The sequence below is a fragment of the Stanieria cyanosphaera PCC 7437 genome (assembly GCF_000317575.1).
Lineage (GTDB): Bacteria > Cyanobacteriota > Cyanobacteriia > Cyanobacteriales > Xenococcaceae > Stanieria > Stanieria cyanosphaera.
Genome location: NC_019748.1, coordinates 3,575,339 through 3,592,067, shown reverse-complemented (window position 1 = coordinate 3,592,067; position 16,729 = coordinate 3,575,339). Strand labels below are relative to the sequence as shown.

Sequence of the window (16,729 nt, the reverse complement as noted above, 5' to 3'; positions counted from 1 at the left end):
ATATGGTGCAAAATAATACCAGACTAGACCGAGAAAGAGAATTTCATGACCGCCGTTTTGCTGAAGATAGCAACAGACAACAAAAAGTTGGCAAATTCTACAAAATAACTCAATCAATTCAACAGCAAAGAGAAAAGATGTTGTTGAATCACAGTAGAGGAGTAAAAGTAATTGAATATGGCTGTGGTACGGGTAGCTACGCTCTAAAATTAGCTCAACAAGGAGCAGAATTAGTTACAGGAATCGATATTTCTCCTGTAGCTATCAAAATGGCTCAAGAAGCAGCAAAAGCTAAAGGAGTTACCGAAAAAGCATCTTTTAGGGTTATGAATGCCGAAAATTTAGAATTTGAACCAGATTCTTACGATCTAATCTGCGGTTCTGGTATTTTGCATCATTTAGACCTCAATCTTGCCATCAACTCCATCGTCAAAGTGCTTAAAGCAGATGGTAAAGCGATCTTTTTAGAGCCTTTAGGACATAATATATTAATTAACCTTTATCGTCGTCTCACCCCTTCAATCCGTTCTGAAGACGAACATCCTTTGCTAGAGCGAGACTTGGCTTTTTTCGCACAGCATTTTAAGCAGGTAAATATTCAATACTTTTACTTGACTTCTTTAGGAGCTAGTTTTTTAGCAGGAAAACCTGGTTTTAATACTGTTTTAAAATGTTTAGAATTGTTAGATTCAGCTTTACTAAGATTACCCTTGATTAAAAAACAAGCTTGGTTAGTTTTAATCGAACTGTCCCAACCAATCAAGCCATATTAACTGATACTAATTTGTCAGAATCCAAGACACCTTATTCTGTAAGAGTTTAGTTGAAGCGAATTTAATCTAAATTTTTTTTACTTTTAACTGTTTTACGAACGAGTCGTCACATTAGTTGTAATATTCAGTTTGTTTATGATATATTAATAAACCGCATGGACGTATAGCTCAGTTGGTTAGAGTACATCGTTGACATCGATGGGGTCACTGGTTCGAATCCAGTTACGTCCATAGAGGCTAATGCCTTAATACAACTGGTTTCTCTCAGTGACTCCCTCTCGTAACGACGACTCTCTTAACTCATTTCTTACTCACTTTTGCTCAAGCTTACCTCAACTAAGCGAGTAAATTTATCTCTTCACTAACTCTTTAAATTCATGTCTAACCTGTAAAGCTGGGGGATTATACAGCCATTGGGTAATTTTGTCAAATCCTTCAGGTAGTATGATACCTGAAGGATTTAACCCGCCTAAAATCGCATTGCAGATTTAATACAGCAAGCTTTACAGAATCGATACAACTTCAGTATCGCTAACTTTATATAGTAAAAATGACCATAATCTAGAACATAGACTGGTCATTATCTCAAGTAGGGTAAGTAGAATTTTTTTAGGGTAAAGTCAGTCGTCTTTTCGACTGGAACTGCTGATTGATAAGTTTGGCAAATTAGCCTCTCAAAAAGTGAACGTATTTCGGTATAAATAATTCCCCTAGGGTTCTTTATTGGGTCAGTAAACGGACGATAATACCTGCCATGTTCGTCTATATATTCGCAATTCATATTGTAAATATTGAATACCTCATGGTTTCTAAAGCCATAGGTAGCTTGCATAGCGTACACCCATTGCCACAATCGCCATTCACTAGGACTACCTTTTATTCCCGTCCACTGAGGAAACTTATCATACCATGCTAGAATCTCAGCCTCGGATAATGGACGCTTAGGATTTTTAGTTCTCTTCTTAGCTTGTTTTTTTAATATCCTGAATTGAAAATTCTTGTAATCACTTAATCCACAGAATAGCGCAAAGGTTCTGATTACACTGCAGCAGTCATTGCGCTTAACTGATGGTGGATAACTTTTGCAAGCCTCGTCAAATACCTCTTTGCTAGGAATAACCGACCAATCAGGGATGAATTTTAGGTATCTTACAATACCCTTGTCCCAATTTTTTTCGTCCCTATAGCGTTGCTTAGTCGTCTTGTCCTGACTCTTTCTTGACCAATAATCAGCCTCATATTTCTTAATCCACTCTTCAATAGTTTTAGGCTTTTCAGGCTCTATCTTTTTAGGTTTGAGTTCATCAGGTAGCCATTGAGGATAATCTAGCCAGTCAAAACTATTAGCTTTAATCTTTAGGTCAATCTCTTTTGCGATCGCAGCAGCACGATTAACAGCCTCAGCAGTATGTGGAAACTTGCCTCTTCCTAGACTCCCTAGTGATTTTAATCTTCTTTTTGGGATAGCAAGTATAGAACCGTCATAATCAATGTAAGATTGCCACTGTAGACTGATAGTAGCTTTGTCCTTGTAGAGCTTGACTTGACTATCCCTAAGTAATACCTTTTGACTCTCCCAAGTTTTGTCAAACTCTTCTTTTAGCCTTTGTTCTCTTAGAGCTTTCCCTTTTTTACTTCCTATGTAAGTACCGTCATCAGGGATAATACCGTCATTTGGGGTTTTATTTTTTTCCCTCATTTTTCCCTCACTAGCTTTTAGATTAGCCGAGCGAATCTTGAGAAACTAACGAGATATCAATGGTTTAGGCTTTTAAGACTAGGTTCAAATCCCACCCTCTCCGTTGTTTGAGAGATTATGTACTCCAAATGTACGCGAGTACAAATCCAAATAAATTACTAAAAATGACTATGCTGAGAGAAACTGGCATCACGCAAGTTGCTGTAATAAATCGGGATGACAGGATTTGAACCATGCTTTTTAACTTCCACTAACGTACTCTAAGAACTCTAAACGCTTACTCACGAACAATTTCAAACAAAGTGAGTAAAAAGTGAGTAAAGAGTACAATGACGAGATAGGGTATGAATCTCTACTCAAGGATTTTGAAAGGTATCAGAAGCAAACTCCTAGAGGCGTAAGCATGGCTAGAAAAAATCAAACTATTGCTTTACAGTTCAAGGTAGGGAAAAGTTCTAGAAGCCAGCATGGTTGTAATTGCTCCTTTACCTTAGATGGGATGGTAGAGGCTCTTAGTAAGGCGAATAAGGTAGCTGAAGCTCTAAAGTCTACTAGTGAAACTGAATTTTGGCAGTGGTACGACAGAGAAATCAAGCAAATAGGCAAGATAAACAATGACTTACTTACCTTTGGTAATGCGATCGCAAAGGTAGAGGATGACTTCTGGAATAGACCGAGTAGAACAAGAAGAAAGAGGGATAGAGGTAACTCTAGTGATGTGTCAAGTTGGAATAGTACATATGGTAGGTTTTACTCCCTTTTACCTACCAACGAGAATGTCATCTGGCAACCTATAGCAAGGCTAATTAGTCAATACGAGCAAGGGAGTAGGAGTTATCAGTATGTTGTTATGGCTCTTAAGAAGCTAGCTAGAGTCATCAAAAGAAACGATTTGCTTGAGGAGTTAGAAAACATAGATACTACTCAGACAAGTTTCCTGGATTTACAGACCATCACCCTAGAGGAGTTCTTGAGGTGGAGAAACGAAGTATTAGGGATAACAGCGTCATTACACCCTAACGCCGATATAAGCACTAGAAAACGCTGGCTGTGGGCATTTTCAATGCAGGTTGTCTACGGGCTGAGGATACACGAGGTGTTTGCTATCCAGAACCTAGATAAGCCTTTTACTACTAAGGATAAGGTTGTTATTCCTGCACTAAACGATCTCGATAACACGGATAACTTGATTGTCATAGGGGAATTTACATCTATCGGTACTACTACCAAAACAAAGTACAGGATAGCTAGACCAATGCTGCCTCCGAAGTACCCTAATCTTATCGATCTGCTAGAAATAAAAAGTGCAATGAAGTGTCAAAATCTATCCTTCCAGATATTGACTACTGGGGCGTAATAGCTGAAATCAACGGAAAGCTTAAGCACATAGAATGGACTCTTCAAAAAGCTGATGCTTACATTGAGTATGCTTACGGTAAAAGCTCTATACAGTTACTTTCAGATGAACAGCTAGTCAACTTTTTAAGCTTCCTGAGAACGTTCCCATAACCGCAGATTTAGCATTATTTAAATCAAAGTGGTTAATGAAAGAATCAGTGTTTGAGGGTGGTGGAAATCCTGGGAACAGATAATAACGAGTACATGGTCATCGAAGCATCAGATTGGGTAGATTTAGCTGGCGATGTAAGCGTAGGTCAATATCTTGCAATATCTTACCCTATGCCCTCACCCAGACTCTAGATAAAACTCATGAGAGCAAGACATATTTGACTCTATTCCTTGCCCCAACCGAATTTACAACACCCTCCCAGTGAAACGAGAGGTGTCCAACAAAAGCTTCTTCAATCTGAGCCTGATATTTGTGTATACTACCCTAACAGGCATTTTTTTTCTTAACGTCTGCGTACAAAGTCATTGACCTTCGGAAAATAATCGCGTCATAAAGCGTTGATCTAAATCTTTAGGGGTTCTCTTAGGAACACTATAGTGATTTCCACTTAGTCGCTTAGTCGGAAACTCTAGACCTTGCGTAGGATGAGCATACATCTCCGTTCTCAAGGAAGGTTTATAGACCTTGGGGTACGAAGTTCTGTTGGTTGTTTTTAGCTTGGTAGCTTGACTACAACGATTACATAGAGACATAATCTTTTCCACAAGGTCTAGCCTTTCCTAGAAAGAAAAGCTGCGAGTTTAACCACAACCTCTAGAGGCTAGAGAAAAGAGTATGAGTGTTTTCCTTTCTTGTTTGTAAGTTGTAGATATTTGGAAAGTCTAGACCCTTCGGGACAGAGTACAAGTTATTCACACGACGACTTAACGACGACATACAAACCTTAGAGGTTTAGCCGTAGCCCGAAGTTTAACAAAGAGTTTTCAGTTGATGCCAAATGATATAGGAAACTTAAAGTATCCGTCAGTTAAATAATGCTTGTTGTGCAGCTATGGTGGCAAGTTTTAATGCTCCGTGATAATTTAAGTAAAACTCATTATTATATCATTTTTATTTACTATCTTCAAGAAGATTATGCTATAAAAAAGCGAGAGTCGTTCACTCCTCGGTGGATCACCCTCGCAAAAAATCAATCATTTTGTTTAAATATGAATCAAAATTTTAATCTGAGCAATGGCTCAACCTGCTCTCCTAATTATGGTTATAATCACCATAATAGTCAAGTTAACTCCAAAAAAGATATTGGTTCTCTTACTCCTTATCAGACAGAATTAGACCACAAATTTCTCCTCACTACTCCTCAAGAAGTTTCAGGCTTTTTAGCAGGAAAACATCGAGTTGAATATGCTTATCATAATGAGCAAAAAGTCTGGCGATTCTGGAATGGTAAATACTGGGAAAAAATAGATGATTTAGCCTTTAAGCAGCTTATCTTAGCTGAAATAGATGCTTTAGGAGTTGAATATAAAAATAATCGTTTTATAGAGGAAACAATAGAACTGCTAAAAACCAAACTTTTAAAAGCAGAATGGCAAACATCTAATCCTAAACAATATATTAATTTTAATAATGGTGTTTTAGACCTAAAAAGAGGAAAACTATCTTTACATCAACCTGGATATGGCTTTACTAGTTGTTTAGAACATCACTATAGTGACTGGAAGATTGACTCAAAAAACTTAATTGAATGCACCCAAAAATACGCTCCAAACTTTTATCGGTTTGTGCTAACAGTTCAACAAAATAAGGTTGAACAAGTCGAATTATTTTTAGCTGTAATTAATTCCATCCTTACCTATAAACTTAGTGAATTTCAAAAGTTTATTTATTTAATAGGACAACCTGGTTCTGGGAAAGGAACATTGATGAGATTATTGGAAAAAATTGTAGGCAAAACCAATCATGAATCTACTACTTTGAAAGGATTAACTAACAAATATGAACTTGCCAAAATTATTGATAAACAATTAGTTCTTTGTCCAGATGAAGATAAGCAATTTGGGGATTATGGCAACTTAAAAGCAATGACTGGTGGAGATAGTATTTCCTATGAACAAAAGTATAAAGACCCTGCTAGTGCTAAATTTGATGGTTCTTTAGTTATTGGTAGTAATAGTGATGTTTTTAGTGGTGATACTCAAGGAATTATTAGAAGAATCTGTTTAATAGCTTTCCTTAGTTCAATTCCTACTCATCAAAGAAATAACCAAATTGAAACTTTGCTTGAAAAAGAAATAGACATGATTATTAATTTAGCTCTTTCCATGAGTGATGGAAGGGTAGCTGAGTTAATTAACAATGCTGGTAAAGGTAGTAACTCTGAAGCAGAGAATTATCTCTGGCAGCAGAAATGTCAGAGGGATTCTGTTGCTGCTTGGATTGATGAATGTATCAGTTATGATCCGAATGCTGAAGCTTATGTTGGCAACAACAATAGTGCTACAGATCGGCTGTATCCTAACTATCTTCGTTATTGTCAAACAAATAACTTGCATCCTGTGTCTGTAACTAAATTTTCTACTGAGATAGACAAACTTTGTAGCGAACTAGATTGGAATATTGAACGAAAAAGAGATAGTCAAGGACAGAAAATACGAGGTCTTAAAATTAAAACTCAGTTAGAGCAAAATGCATACTTAGGTCTACAGGATGTAGACTGGAGTGTAGGGTTGAAACCCTTACCAAATCAGGATAGTGTAGACTATGTAGACTTATCAAATAAAAAAGGTTTAGTAGAAAAACAAAATTGCTCCTCATTAGAAAAAAGTTTACCTCAAAACTATACACAGTCTACACAACCTATACAGGGAGAGACTTGTAAGTCTACACCTGATTCTACACCCAGTCTACATCACGTGTTCACTTCTTCTGTTAGGGATGAAATAAATACTTCTGAGTTACAAGAGAATACTGATGTAGTTACATCGATAGAATCAACTCGTCAAGTTGACTCCGATAGTTTCAAAGTGGGAGATAAGGTAAGGATTATACACTCATCTTTACCAGAGTGGAGAAAGAGATGGATTGAACCTGATGAAATAGCAAAGATAGGCGGTCTAGATTTTATGGAGAGCGTTGAACGAGTAATGTACTCAGTAGTACTACCTTCGGGTTCACAACACCTTCTTGAAGCTCATCAATTAGAGAAGGTGGATGGTTGAGTTCGTAAGCTAAACAAGGAGTACCAATAAAAATGAAGAGCTACTCTAAACCTTGCAATATTTTACCATATACTTACCCTTGAGTAGCTTTCTTTCCTTTGTCCTGAAAATAAAAACATCCCCCACCGCCAAAAAAAGAGAGATTATGTGACCGAAGTGAGTGTCAAGAGCTTGATACGTAGTATTTACGAAGTAACTCTGGACGGGAACAAGGGAGCTAATATAATCTCGTATTCGGTGGGAGTGATGTATCTGTACTGCTTTGGTTGGTTATATGGATAATATAGGTAACTATTTAATTGCACTTGAACAAGCTAAAGATGCTATTGAGTCAGAAATCGCTTTGCTCGAAGATGTAGAACTAGAACAGGATAGTAGCTTTAGTCCTAACGACTTAATTTACCTTACTTGCCAGCACCTACTAGTTGTTTACGATCGCTTGCTACAGGAGTGATGTGAGCAAGAATAATTAGCTTTACTTATATCCGTATTTTTGTACTATACCTGCCTAAAATCGCAAAATTTGATTAGTTCAATCTCAAAACTGCATACTACAACGCTATACAAAATACTACAGTTTTTGTAAGCCACTATTTCAAACCTTTCACGATTTGCAGTTTAAATCGATTTTTAGGCAGGTGAAACTTAATTTATTTCACTTTTTGAGAAGCTAATTTGCCAAACTTATCAATCAGTAGTTCCAGTCGAAATGACGACTGATTTTACCCTTGAAGTACTCTACTTACTCTATTTGACAGAATGACCTGCTTATGTTCTCAGATTTGGTGATAGTCACTATATAAAGAACTGTTGTTTACCCTCTGTTTTTACTCGCTCTGTTGGGGTAAATTGAGGGATAAGTGAGTAAGAAATGAGTAAAAGAGCGAGAGGGAGAAGGTAGGACGCTGAGAGAAACTGGCATCACGCAAGTTGCTGTAATAAATCGGGATGACAGGATTTGAACCTGCGGCCCCCGCCTCCCGAAAGCGGTGCGCTACCAAGCTGCGCTACATCCCGTTAACAATGAGTAACCAATCTATGGTATCACGTCTAATTTAGAATCAGTAATATCCTTGATACTATAAATGAAAGTTCTAATTTACTATTTAGGGAGCAATTGGGAGTGACGGTAAAACCAGATTGGTTGCGAGTTAAAGCACCACAATGGCAGCGTGTTGGTAGCGTTAAAGAAATTTTAAGAGATTTAGAATTAAATACGGTTTGCGAAGAAGCTTCTTGCCCTAATATTGGCGAATGTTTTAATGCGGGAACAGCCACTTTTTTAATTATGGGCCCTGCTTGTACTCGTGCTTGTCCCTATTGCGATATAGATTTTGAGAAAAAACCTCAAGCTCTCGATCCGACTGAACCCTGGCGATTAGCTGAAGCTGTTCGTCGTCTTCGGCTAAATCATGTAGTCATTACTTCGGTTAATCGGGATGACTTGCCTGATGGTGGTGCTAATCAATTTGTCCGTTGTATAACAGAAGTACGCCAAGTTTCTCCTCATACCACCATAGAAGTATTAATTCCTGACTTGTGTGGTAATTGGGATGCTCTCAAAATAATTATTCAAGCTCAACCTGAAGTTCTCAATCACAATACGGAGACTGTTCCTAGATTATATCGTCGTACCCGTCCCCAAGGAGATTATCAGCGATCGCTAGAGTTGTTAAGACGTGCGCGCGAACTTGCTCCTTGGCTTTATACTAAGTCTGGCATTATGGTAGGTTTGGGGGAAACTGATGCGGAAGTAAAAACAGTTATGGAAGATTTGCGTCAAGTCGATTGTGATATCTTGACGATTGGACAATATCTTCAACCTACTCAAAAACATTTAGGAGTACAAGAATTTATTACGCCTGAACAATTTCAAGCTTGGCAAGAATTTGGAGAGTCGCTTGGTTTTTTACAAGTGGTTTCTAGTCCTTTAACTCGTAGTTCTTATCATGCTGAACAGGTGCAGCAGTTAATGAAGCTTTATCCTCGTAAATAAGGTTAATTTGTCTTAAGTAATTAAAACAAGTTAAATTCCTAAGTAAGTAGGGAAAGAAGAAACAAAGTTCATGACCAAAAACCTTCAACAGCAAATTCAAGAATTTTATGATGCTTCCAGTGGCTTGTGGGAAGAAATTTGGGGCGAACATATGCATCATGGTTACTATGGTCGAACTGGTAACTATAAAATGGATCGTCGTCAGGCACAGATCGATCTGATCGAAGAATTATTGCTTTGGGCTGGTTTTAAGGATGCAGATAACAAACCCCAAAATATCATTGATGTTGGTTGTGGAATCGGGGGAAGTACTTTATATTTAGCTCAAAAATTTGGTAGCAAGGCTACGGGAATTAGTTTATCTCCTGTCCAAGTTTCTCGTGCTACAGCGAGGACAAAGTCGGCTGGGTTGGAAAATCAAGTGCAGTTTCAAGTTGCTGATGCTTTAGAGATGCCTTTTGCCGATCATAGCTTTGATTTAGTTTGGTCTTTAGAAAGTGGCGAACATATGCCTGATAAGACTAAATTTTTACAGGAATGTTACCGCGTACTACAACCAGGTGGAAAGTTGATTTTGGCAACTTGGTGTCATCGGGAGACAACTTCTTTGGCTGGAGAATTAACCGCCGAGGAAGTCAAACATCTTCAGGAAATTTATCGAGTTTATTGCTTACCCTATGTAATTTCTCTCTCGGAATATAGAGCGATCGCTCTTGAGTGTGGTTTTCAAAATCTTCGCGCCGATGATTGGTCAATGGCAGTTGCTCCTTTTTGGGATGTAGTAATTGATTCAGCCTTTACTCCTCAAGCAGTTGTAGGTTTAATTAAGGCTGGTTGGCAAACTATTGAAGCAGCATTATCTCTTAATTTAATGAGTCAAGGGTATAACAGAGGACTGATTCGCTTTGGTTTGATCTGTGCTACTAAGTAAATAGTTACGTATAAATAGCTACGTTATTATTAGTTTTATGCAAATAGACCATGTACATTTCTCCGTTAAAGACGCAGTACAAACAAGCAACTGGTTTATTCGTAACCTAGGATTTCAGGAAATTACCACAAGTACTAATGATCATACTTACACTAAAGCGATCGCTAATAAATCAGTTTTTTTAGTCTTTTCTTCACCTCTCAAAGATTCTAGTCCCGTCGCTCATTATTTAAATTCTTATTCCCCTGGAGTTAGTGATATTGCTTTTCAAGTTAATAATCTCGAAACTACTATCTCTCAAGCTTTATCCGTAGGCTGTAAAATATTAGAACCTCTTCAACAGTGTCAATTACCACAAGGAAACTTAAAATGGGCTAAAATTACGGGTTGGAATTCTCTAGAACACACTTTAATTGAAAATGCTATATCTAGTTCGCTCAATCATCAAGATATTCAATCTTTATTTTGTTACTTGTTACCAAACAACCAGAATAGTCAAGTAACTACTTCTGCCCATCCTCATTCAATCATTAATTCAAACAAATCAATTATTGCGATCGATCATGTCGTTTTAAATGTCCCTGTAGGAAAATTACGACAAGCAACCTCTTGGTACAAAACTATTTTTGGTTTCCAGATTCAGCAAACATTTAATATTAAAACCAAACGATCCGGATTGTATAGTCAAGCTTTAGTCGATCCGAGTGGTAAAGTGCAACTTAATCTCAACGAACCCACTTCAACAGACTCCCAAATTCAAGAATTTTTAGATCATCATCGAGGTGCAGGTATTCAACACATCGCCTTGCGATCGCATAATATTATCGAGACAGTAGCACAAATGCGTTTTGGAGATGTATCTTTTTTACCTATTCCTCAAACTTACTATACTCAATTACAACAGCGTTTTCAAAATGACGGAACTCTTCCTCTAACAACTCAGGAATGGGAAAAAATTAAAAATGAACAGATTTTAATTGATTGGAATCAAACAGAACCAAACTCATTATTAATGCAAATTTTTACTGAACCAATTTTTGAAAAACCTACTTTCTTTTTGGAATTAATTGAGAGGAGAAAACAAGCTAAAGGTTTCGGAGAAGGTAATTTTCAGGCATTGTTTGAAGCAGTAGAAAGAGAACAATTAAAAAAAGAAATGCGCGGATGGAAAGATGTTGAACATGGCAGATTGAAAAAAATTGTTGCAAATTCTTGATTCATAAGTCTTTGGTTGTTTATATTTGTTATTAATTAGCTCCGCAGAAGTTTTATTATGATTAATTACAATCAAGATTACGCTGCTTGGCTGGAAATGACAGCGATTTTATTAAAACAAAAAATGTTCGCTTCTATAGATTGGGATAACTTAATTGAAGAGATTGAGGATCTGGGTAAAAGTCAAAAACGAGCAGTTGAAAGTTTGCTTGTGAGACTTTTAGAACATTTATTAAAACTTCAATATTGGCAAGAAGAAAAAGATAGATGCGGAAATCATTGGAAAAGTGAAATTGTGAATTTTCGCTATCAAATTTTAAAAAGATTAAAAGAATCTCCTAGTTTAAAAAAACATTTAGAAGGATATTTTGAAGAAGCAAAAATTGTTGCATCACAATCAGTTTCTCAACTAACAGATTTGCCCGATAATATTGATTTAAAACTAGAGGATGTGCTGAAAGAATAAACAAATTTAAACAGAGGATAACAATCATGACTAATCCAATCATTGAAGTTGATATCGCTGAAATACTTAAAGACTTACAATCTGGACAAAAAGAAATATTAAAAGAAATTTCTGATTTAAAAGTAAGTTTAGAAGAAGTAAAAGGTGATCTTAAAGCATTAGACATAAAGGTAGATCAACTCGATAAGCGAATATCTAATCAAGAATTTACCAACCGTGGCGTTTTAGTTGGGTTGATTTTGGTGATTTTAGGTGGTGCAATAAACTGTTTGGCTGGATGCCCAATCCTTAAACCCGTCAAGCAAATTAATTTTTGAGCAAAATTTTTTTACCCTAGCCATAATTTTAGATTAATCTCTAGTTATTCCCGATCGCCTTTTAAATTCAAAAATTATCAGGATTAATTGACAAGATTTTTGGAGAATAGGCATGGGAAAATATCACCAGAATTTACCTCAACTTTCTAATCATTTGTTTCTTACTGACGGTGGAATTGAAACAACTCTGATTTTTCACGAAGGATTAAATTTACCTTACTTTGCAGCATTTGATTTATTAAATAACGCTTTAGGATACGAAGCACTGCACAAATACTTTCGTACCTATGCTCAACTTGCCCAAAAATATCAGGTAGGTTTTATTCTAGAAAGTGCAACCTGGCGAGCTAGTCAGGATTGGGGAAACAAATTGGGATATTCAACCGCAGCAATTGCTGCTCTCAATCGCCATGCGATCGCATTACTTGAGGAGATTCGCGACGAATATGAAAACGATAACACACCGATGGTTATTAGTGGTTGCATTGGACCTAGGGGAGATGGTTATAATCCTGCTGAATTGATGAACGAAGCTGAAGCAGAAAACTATCATTCAGCGCAGATTAAAACATTTGTCGAAAGTCAAGTAGATTTGGTTACAGCTATGACTATGACTTATGTAGAAGAAGCAATTGGTATTACGAAAGCTGCGGTAAATGCAGACATACCAGTGGTGATCTCTTTTACTGTGGAAACTGATGGTTTTTTGCCTACGGGACAATCATTGAAGGATGCAATTGAACAAGTAGATCGTGCTACAAAAAATGCACCTCTTTACTACATGATTAATTGCGCTCATCCTACCCATTTTGTTAATGTCTTCACTAATAGCGAAGCTTGGTTAGAGAGAATTCGGGGACTTAGAGCAAACGCTTCGATTAAAAGTCATGCTGAACTTGATGAAGCGGAAGAATTAGATGATGGCAACCCGATAGAACTTGCTGTTCAATATCGACAATTGAAAAGCAAACTACCAAATTTAAATGTGCTTGGTGGTTGCTGTGGTACTGATATTCGGCACGTAGAAGAGATTTGCAAAGCTTCTCTACCTCTATTTTTGACTAATACAACCTCTTATCCTTCAGGTTATCAAGTTGCTTAAGTAGCAAGTTACCAATTAACTATTAAGTATCAACTATTAACCTCGCCAGAAAACACTACCAACCGATAACTCCATCTGTGTAAAGGCTGTGGACATAAAATCAACCATTAACAAAAATCAAGGATTTGAGTATATCTCTAAAAATTGAGAACTTTAAACTTTATAAATTAGACGAATCAGTCTTAAGATTAGTAAAATCAAATAATTCCGTATCTGCTAATTGAGAAGGCGCGACATTTTGAATACTGCGAAACAGACTCTCAATTCTACCTGGGTTTTCTCTTTCCCAACTTTGTAACATCTGTTTAATTTGTACGCGTTGAAGATTTTCTTGTGAACCACACAAATTACAAGGGATAATCGGAAAATCCCTAGCATTAGCATAACGCTGAATCTCTTTTTCTGGACAATAAGCCAAAGGACGAATTACGATATGTTTTTGATCGTCAGTTAAAAGTTTAGGTGGCATAGCTTTGAGTGTTCCACCATGAAACATATTTAGAAATAAAGTTTCGACAATGTCTTCCCGATGATGTCCTAAAGCAATCTTGGTTGCACCTTCTTCACTCGCTACTCGATAAAGAATTCCTCTTCGTAAACGAGAACATAAACTACACATTGTTTTACCTTCGGGAATGACTCGCTGCACAATACTATAGGTATCTTCTTCAACAATCCGATAAGGAACACCTAAAGATTGTAAGTATTTTGGCAAAATATGGGGAGGGAAACCAGGTTGTTTTTGATCGAGATTGACTGCTAAAAGCTCAAACTCAACTAACGCTTTACGCTGAAGACTCATCAGTAGATCTAACATAGTATAGGAATCTTTGCCACCAGACAAACAAACCATAACGCGATCGCCATCTTCGATCATATCATAGTCACAGATAGCTTTTCCTACTAATCCTCGCAGACGTGCTTTGAGTTTTTTGAAATTTTTTGAGGTACGTTCTTTAATTGCTTCCATTTAATCAGTTATCAGTCATCAGTTATCAGTTACCAGTTTTAATTATTAGAGAACAGGGAACAAAAATAAATATTCTTTCTTTTGCCTTTTTACTTTTTACTTTTTACTTTTTACTTAATTGCTACTCCTTGATACATATAACCTAGTACTTTAGGGTATTTTGGTTCGTAAAATTGTTTAACTCTTAGATTATCAAATTTTTTTGCAATAATTGCTTCGATATTCCGATTGAGATTACAACCATCACCAATTATATTTTGAATTGGGTTTAAACGATTTTGCCAAACTTGAATTGGAGTTTCATCACTTAAACCATGTTCGATAAAAAAGAATTTGCCTCCTGGTTTTAAAACCCGATAAATTTCGGAAATAGCGCGATCAATATCAGCAATACTACACAACGTCCAAGTACTAACTACACTATCAAAACTTCGATCTTCCATCGGTAAATTTTCGCCACTTAAAGCCAAATTATCTACCGATATTTCAGAATTATTAATTCTTTTTTGAGCCAATTTATTAACGCCTAGATTAGGATCTACAGTAGTGATTTTTTGAACGTTTTCTGGATAATAAGCTAAATTTAATCCTGTCCCAAAGCCTATTTCTAATACCTCGCCCGATACATCACCTAAAATTTCTTTTCGATACTTACTAATAATCGGACTAGACATCGACCAGTCAAGACACCAAGGAAAAATAAAATTAGAATAAAAGCCCATAATATTTGTTTTTAATCATTAATTACGATCTAGTTAATTTAAATCAAATTAATTAATCTTTAAATTTAAGTTTAAATTAACCTTATTAGTTTATTTTAGAGCAAAATAAAAAGGCATAATTTTTCCGAAGGCATAGCAATGGAATTTAAAGAAATTATCGCTCAACTCGGTGACATAGCAGCCTTGAATAGTTTTAATTGTAACCAGAATCTCAATCCCGAAATTAGTTCATTAGCTGCGATAGATTTGGCAACCACTGGTAATCTTAGTTATATCGAAGGGGCAAGATTTGCCAGTATGGTTGAGAAAACCGAAGCTAGTGCCTTAATTTTACCTAATGATGAAACTTTACAAGCGAAAGCGACTCAAAGAGGTATTGCTTGGATTGCGACTAAAGAACCTAGATTAGCTTTTGCTAAAGCGATCGCTTTATTTTATCAACCCTATCAACCTAATCCTGGTATTCATCCTACTGCAATGATTGCGCCTAGTGCAGTAATTGGTAAAAATGTTTCGATTGGTGCTTATGCCGTAGTGCAAAAAGAAGTTAAAATTAGCGATCGTGCTATTATCCATCCTCATGTAGTACTTTATCCCGAAGTAGAAATCGGCGAAAATACCACCCTACACGCTAATTGTACCATTCAAGAACGAACTAAAATCGGAGCCAATTGCGTGATTCATAGTGGTGCAGTCATTGGAGGTGAAGGTTTTGGTTTTGTGCCTACTCCTGAAGGATGGTTCAAAATGGAACAATCTGGTTATGTTGTCCTCGAAGATGGAGTAGAAATTGGTTGTAATAGCACTGTAGATCGTCCTGCGGTCGGAGAAACCAGAATCGGACGCAATACTAAACTAGATAATATGGTACATATCGGTCATGGCTGTAAAATTGGCTCAAACTGTGTCATGGCGGGACAAGTAGCCTTAGCTGGAGGTGTTACAGTAGGCGATCGCGTTATGCTCGGAGGACAAGTAGGTATAACTAATCACGTTCACATCGGTGATGGTGTCATTGCTACCGCCCAAAGCGGAATTACTAATAGTGTACCGCCAGGAGAAATGGTTTCTGGAACTCCTCATGTCTCTAATCGTTTATATCGCAAAGCTTCGGTTATTTATCGGAAATTACCAGAGATTTATGAAACTTTTAAGCAAGTTAAACAATATTTAGCAGAAAAATAGTTTTGTTGAGAGTTAATATAGCAATCAGAAATGATTTATAAAAATTCTCTTGCCTCCTGCCTATCCCAAATGATTAATTTACAACTATAGCAAGTTTATCTTTAACTAGATAAATAGCAATTACTAAATAAGTAATCACAATTTTTTCAAAATCGATACGATGAATATACATCTACAAAATCGACAGCTATGGTAACCCAAATCGAACCCCCAAAATACACTATAGAAGAGTATTTAATTTTAGAAGAAAAGGCTGAATATAAAAGCGAATATCGGGATGGGGAAATTATACCGATGGCAGGTGGCACAACTAATCATAATAAAATTGCTGGTAATATATACGTTAACTTTAGAGTTGCTTTTAAAGAAAATAATTATGAAATATTTATCGGTGATGTTCGTTTATGGATACCTCACTACAATATCTATACTTATCCCGATATCATGATTATTGAAGGTAAAGCAGTTTATGAAGGAAAAGGAACAACAACTGTCATTAATCCTTTGATCATTATTGAAGTCTTATCTTCATCTACCAGCAGTTACGACAAAGGAAAAAAATTTCGTTATTATCGATCGCTGCCTTCTTTTAAAGAATATATTTTAATCGATCAATATAGTTTTTTTGTCGAACAGTTTTCTAAAACTGAAGATAATAAATGGTTGTTGACTGAATATGAAAATGAAGCTGATATGTTAGCTTTTACATCTTTAAATTTTGAAATTTCGCTTCAAGATATTTATGAAAGAGTTGATTTTAATGAAGAATAATAATAATGAT

The 16,729-nt window shown here is 36.4% G+C and carries 15 protein-coding genes and 2 tRNA genes; 13 read left to right on the top strand and 4 right to left on the bottom strand.

What is annotated here, in order from left to right; translation table 11 throughout:
• Positions 1-2 precede the first annotated feature (2 nt).
• Both STA7437_RS15550 and STA7437_RS15545 read left to right on the top strand, forming a co-directional pair.
• A complete protein-coding gene (locus STA7437_RS15550) occupies positions 3-773 on the top strand; it encodes a class I SAM-dependent methyltransferase (RefSeq protein ID WP_015194337.1) in 771 nt (256 codons plus the stop codon).
• A gap of 157 nt (positions 774-930) precedes the next feature.
• A tRNA-Val gene (locus STA7437_RS15545) sits at positions 931-1,004 on the top strand.
• A 349-nt stretch (positions 1,005-1,353) separates the two neighbouring features.
• On the opposite strand, the gene STA7437_RS15540 is transcribed toward STA7437_RS15545, so the two are convergent.
• On the bottom strand, positions 1,354-2,472 hold the full coding sequence (locus STA7437_RS15540; RefSeq protein ID WP_015194336.1) for a hypothetical protein: 1,119 nt from the start codon (positions 2,470-2,472) through the stop codon (positions 1,354-1,356).
• Positions 2,473-2,785: 313 nt separating this feature from the next.
• On the opposite strand from STA7437_RS15540, the gene STA7437_RS15535 reads away from it, so the two are divergent.
• The 3 genes from STA7437_RS15535 to STA7437_RS15525 all read left to right on the top strand — a co-directional run bounded on the left by STA7437_RS15535 (position 2,786) and on the right by STA7437_RS15525 (position 7,498).
• Positions 2,786-3,829 (top strand): hypothetical protein, encoded by a 1,044-nt coding sequence (locus STA7437_RS15535; RefSeq protein WP_051036068.1) that lies wholly within the window; start codon positions 2,786-2,788, stop codon positions 3,827-3,829.
• Positions 3,830-5,031: 1,202 nt separating this feature from the next.
• Positions 5,032-7,044, top strand: a complete 2,013-nt coding sequence (locus STA7437_RS15530; protein WP_171815452.1) for a DNA primase family protein — start codon at positions 5,032-5,034, stop codon at positions 7,042-7,044.
• 274 nt (positions 7,045-7,318) lie between these two features.
• Complete coding sequence (locus tag STA7437_RS15525; protein WP_015193636.1) at positions 7,319-7,498, top strand: hypothetical protein; 180 nt, start codon at positions 7,319-7,321, stop codon at positions 7,496-7,498.
• 489 nt (positions 7,499-7,987) lie between these two features.
• On the opposite strand, the gene STA7437_RS15520 is transcribed toward STA7437_RS15525, so the two are convergent.
• Positions 7,988-8,061, bottom strand: a tRNA-Pro gene (locus tag STA7437_RS15520).
• Between the two features lie 106 nt (positions 8,062-8,167).
• Between STA7437_RS15520 and lipA the strand changes: the two genes are divergently transcribed.
• The 6 genes from lipA (at position 8,168) to STA7437_RS15490 (ending at position 13,071) form a co-directional block, all read left to right on the top strand.
• The gene (lipA, locus tag STA7437_RS15515; RefSeq protein ID WP_015194334.1) at positions 8,168-9,040 is read left to right on the top strand and encodes a lipoyl synthase; all 873 of its coding nucleotides are present in this window, start codon (positions 8,168-8,170) and stop codon (positions 9,038-9,040) included.
• A 70-nt stretch (positions 9,041-9,110) separates the two neighbouring features.
• A complete protein-coding gene (locus STA7437_RS15510; RefSeq protein ID WP_015194333.1) occupies positions 9,111-9,971 on the top strand; it encodes a methyltransferase domain-containing protein in 861 nt (286 codons plus the stop codon).
• 37 nt (positions 9,972-10,008) lie between these two features.
• Positions 10,009-11,187 (top strand): 4-hydroxyphenylpyruvate dioxygenase, encoded by a 1,179-nt coding sequence (gene hppD / locus STA7437_RS15505; RefSeq protein ID WP_015194332.1) that lies wholly within the window; start codon positions 10,009-10,011, stop codon positions 11,185-11,187.
• A gap of 57 nt (positions 11,188-11,244) precedes the next feature.
• Positions 11,245-11,652: a DUF29 domain-containing protein gene (locus tag STA7437_RS15500; protein ID WP_015194331.1), complete on the top strand. Its 408-nt coding sequence runs from the start codon at positions 11,245-11,247 to the stop codon at positions 11,650-11,652.
• A gap of 26 nt (positions 11,653-11,678) precedes the next feature.
• Positions 11,679-11,969 (top strand): hypothetical protein, encoded by a 291-nt coding sequence (locus STA7437_RS15495; protein ID WP_015194330.1) that lies wholly within the window; start codon positions 11,679-11,681, stop codon positions 11,967-11,969.
• A gap of 112 nt (positions 11,970-12,081) precedes the next feature.
• Positions 12,082-13,071 carry a homocysteine S-methyltransferase family protein gene (locus tag STA7437_RS15490; protein ID WP_015194329.1) on the top strand — a complete coding sequence of 330 codons (990 nt, stop codon included), beginning with the start codon at positions 12,082-12,084 and terminating at the stop codon, positions 13,069-13,071.
• Positions 13,072-13,231: 160 nt separating this feature from the next.
• Here the strand turns inward: STA7437_RS15490 and ttcA are convergent, their stop codons facing one another.
• Positions 13,232-14,041: a tRNA 2-thiocytidine(32) synthetase TtcA gene (gene ttcA, locus STA7437_RS15485; RefSeq protein WP_015194328.1), complete on the bottom strand. Its 810-nt coding sequence runs from the start codon at positions 14,039-14,041 to the stop codon at positions 13,232-13,234.
• 110 nt (positions 14,042-14,151) lie between these two features.
• Entirely contained in the window at positions 14,152-14,763 is a 612-nt protein-coding gene (locus STA7437_RS15480; RefSeq protein WP_015194327.1) for a class I SAM-dependent methyltransferase, read from the bottom strand.
• A gap of 138 nt (positions 14,764-14,901) precedes the next feature.
• Here STA7437_RS15480 and lpxD point away from each other — a divergent pair, with 138 nt between their 5' ends.
• Positions 14,902-15,948, top strand: a complete 1,047-nt coding sequence (gene lpxD / locus STA7437_RS15475) for a UDP-3-O-(3-hydroxymyristoyl)glucosamine N-acyltransferase (protein ID WP_015194326.1) — start codon at positions 14,902-14,904, stop codon at positions 15,946-15,948.
• A 189-nt stretch (positions 15,949-16,137) separates the two neighbouring features.
• The gene (locus tag STA7437_RS15470) at positions 16,138-16,719 is read left to right on the top strand and encodes a Uma2 family endonuclease (RefSeq protein WP_015194325.1); all 582 of its coding nucleotides are present in this window, start codon (positions 16,138-16,140) and stop codon (positions 16,717-16,719) included.
• Positions 16,720-16,729 lie beyond the last annotated feature (10 nt).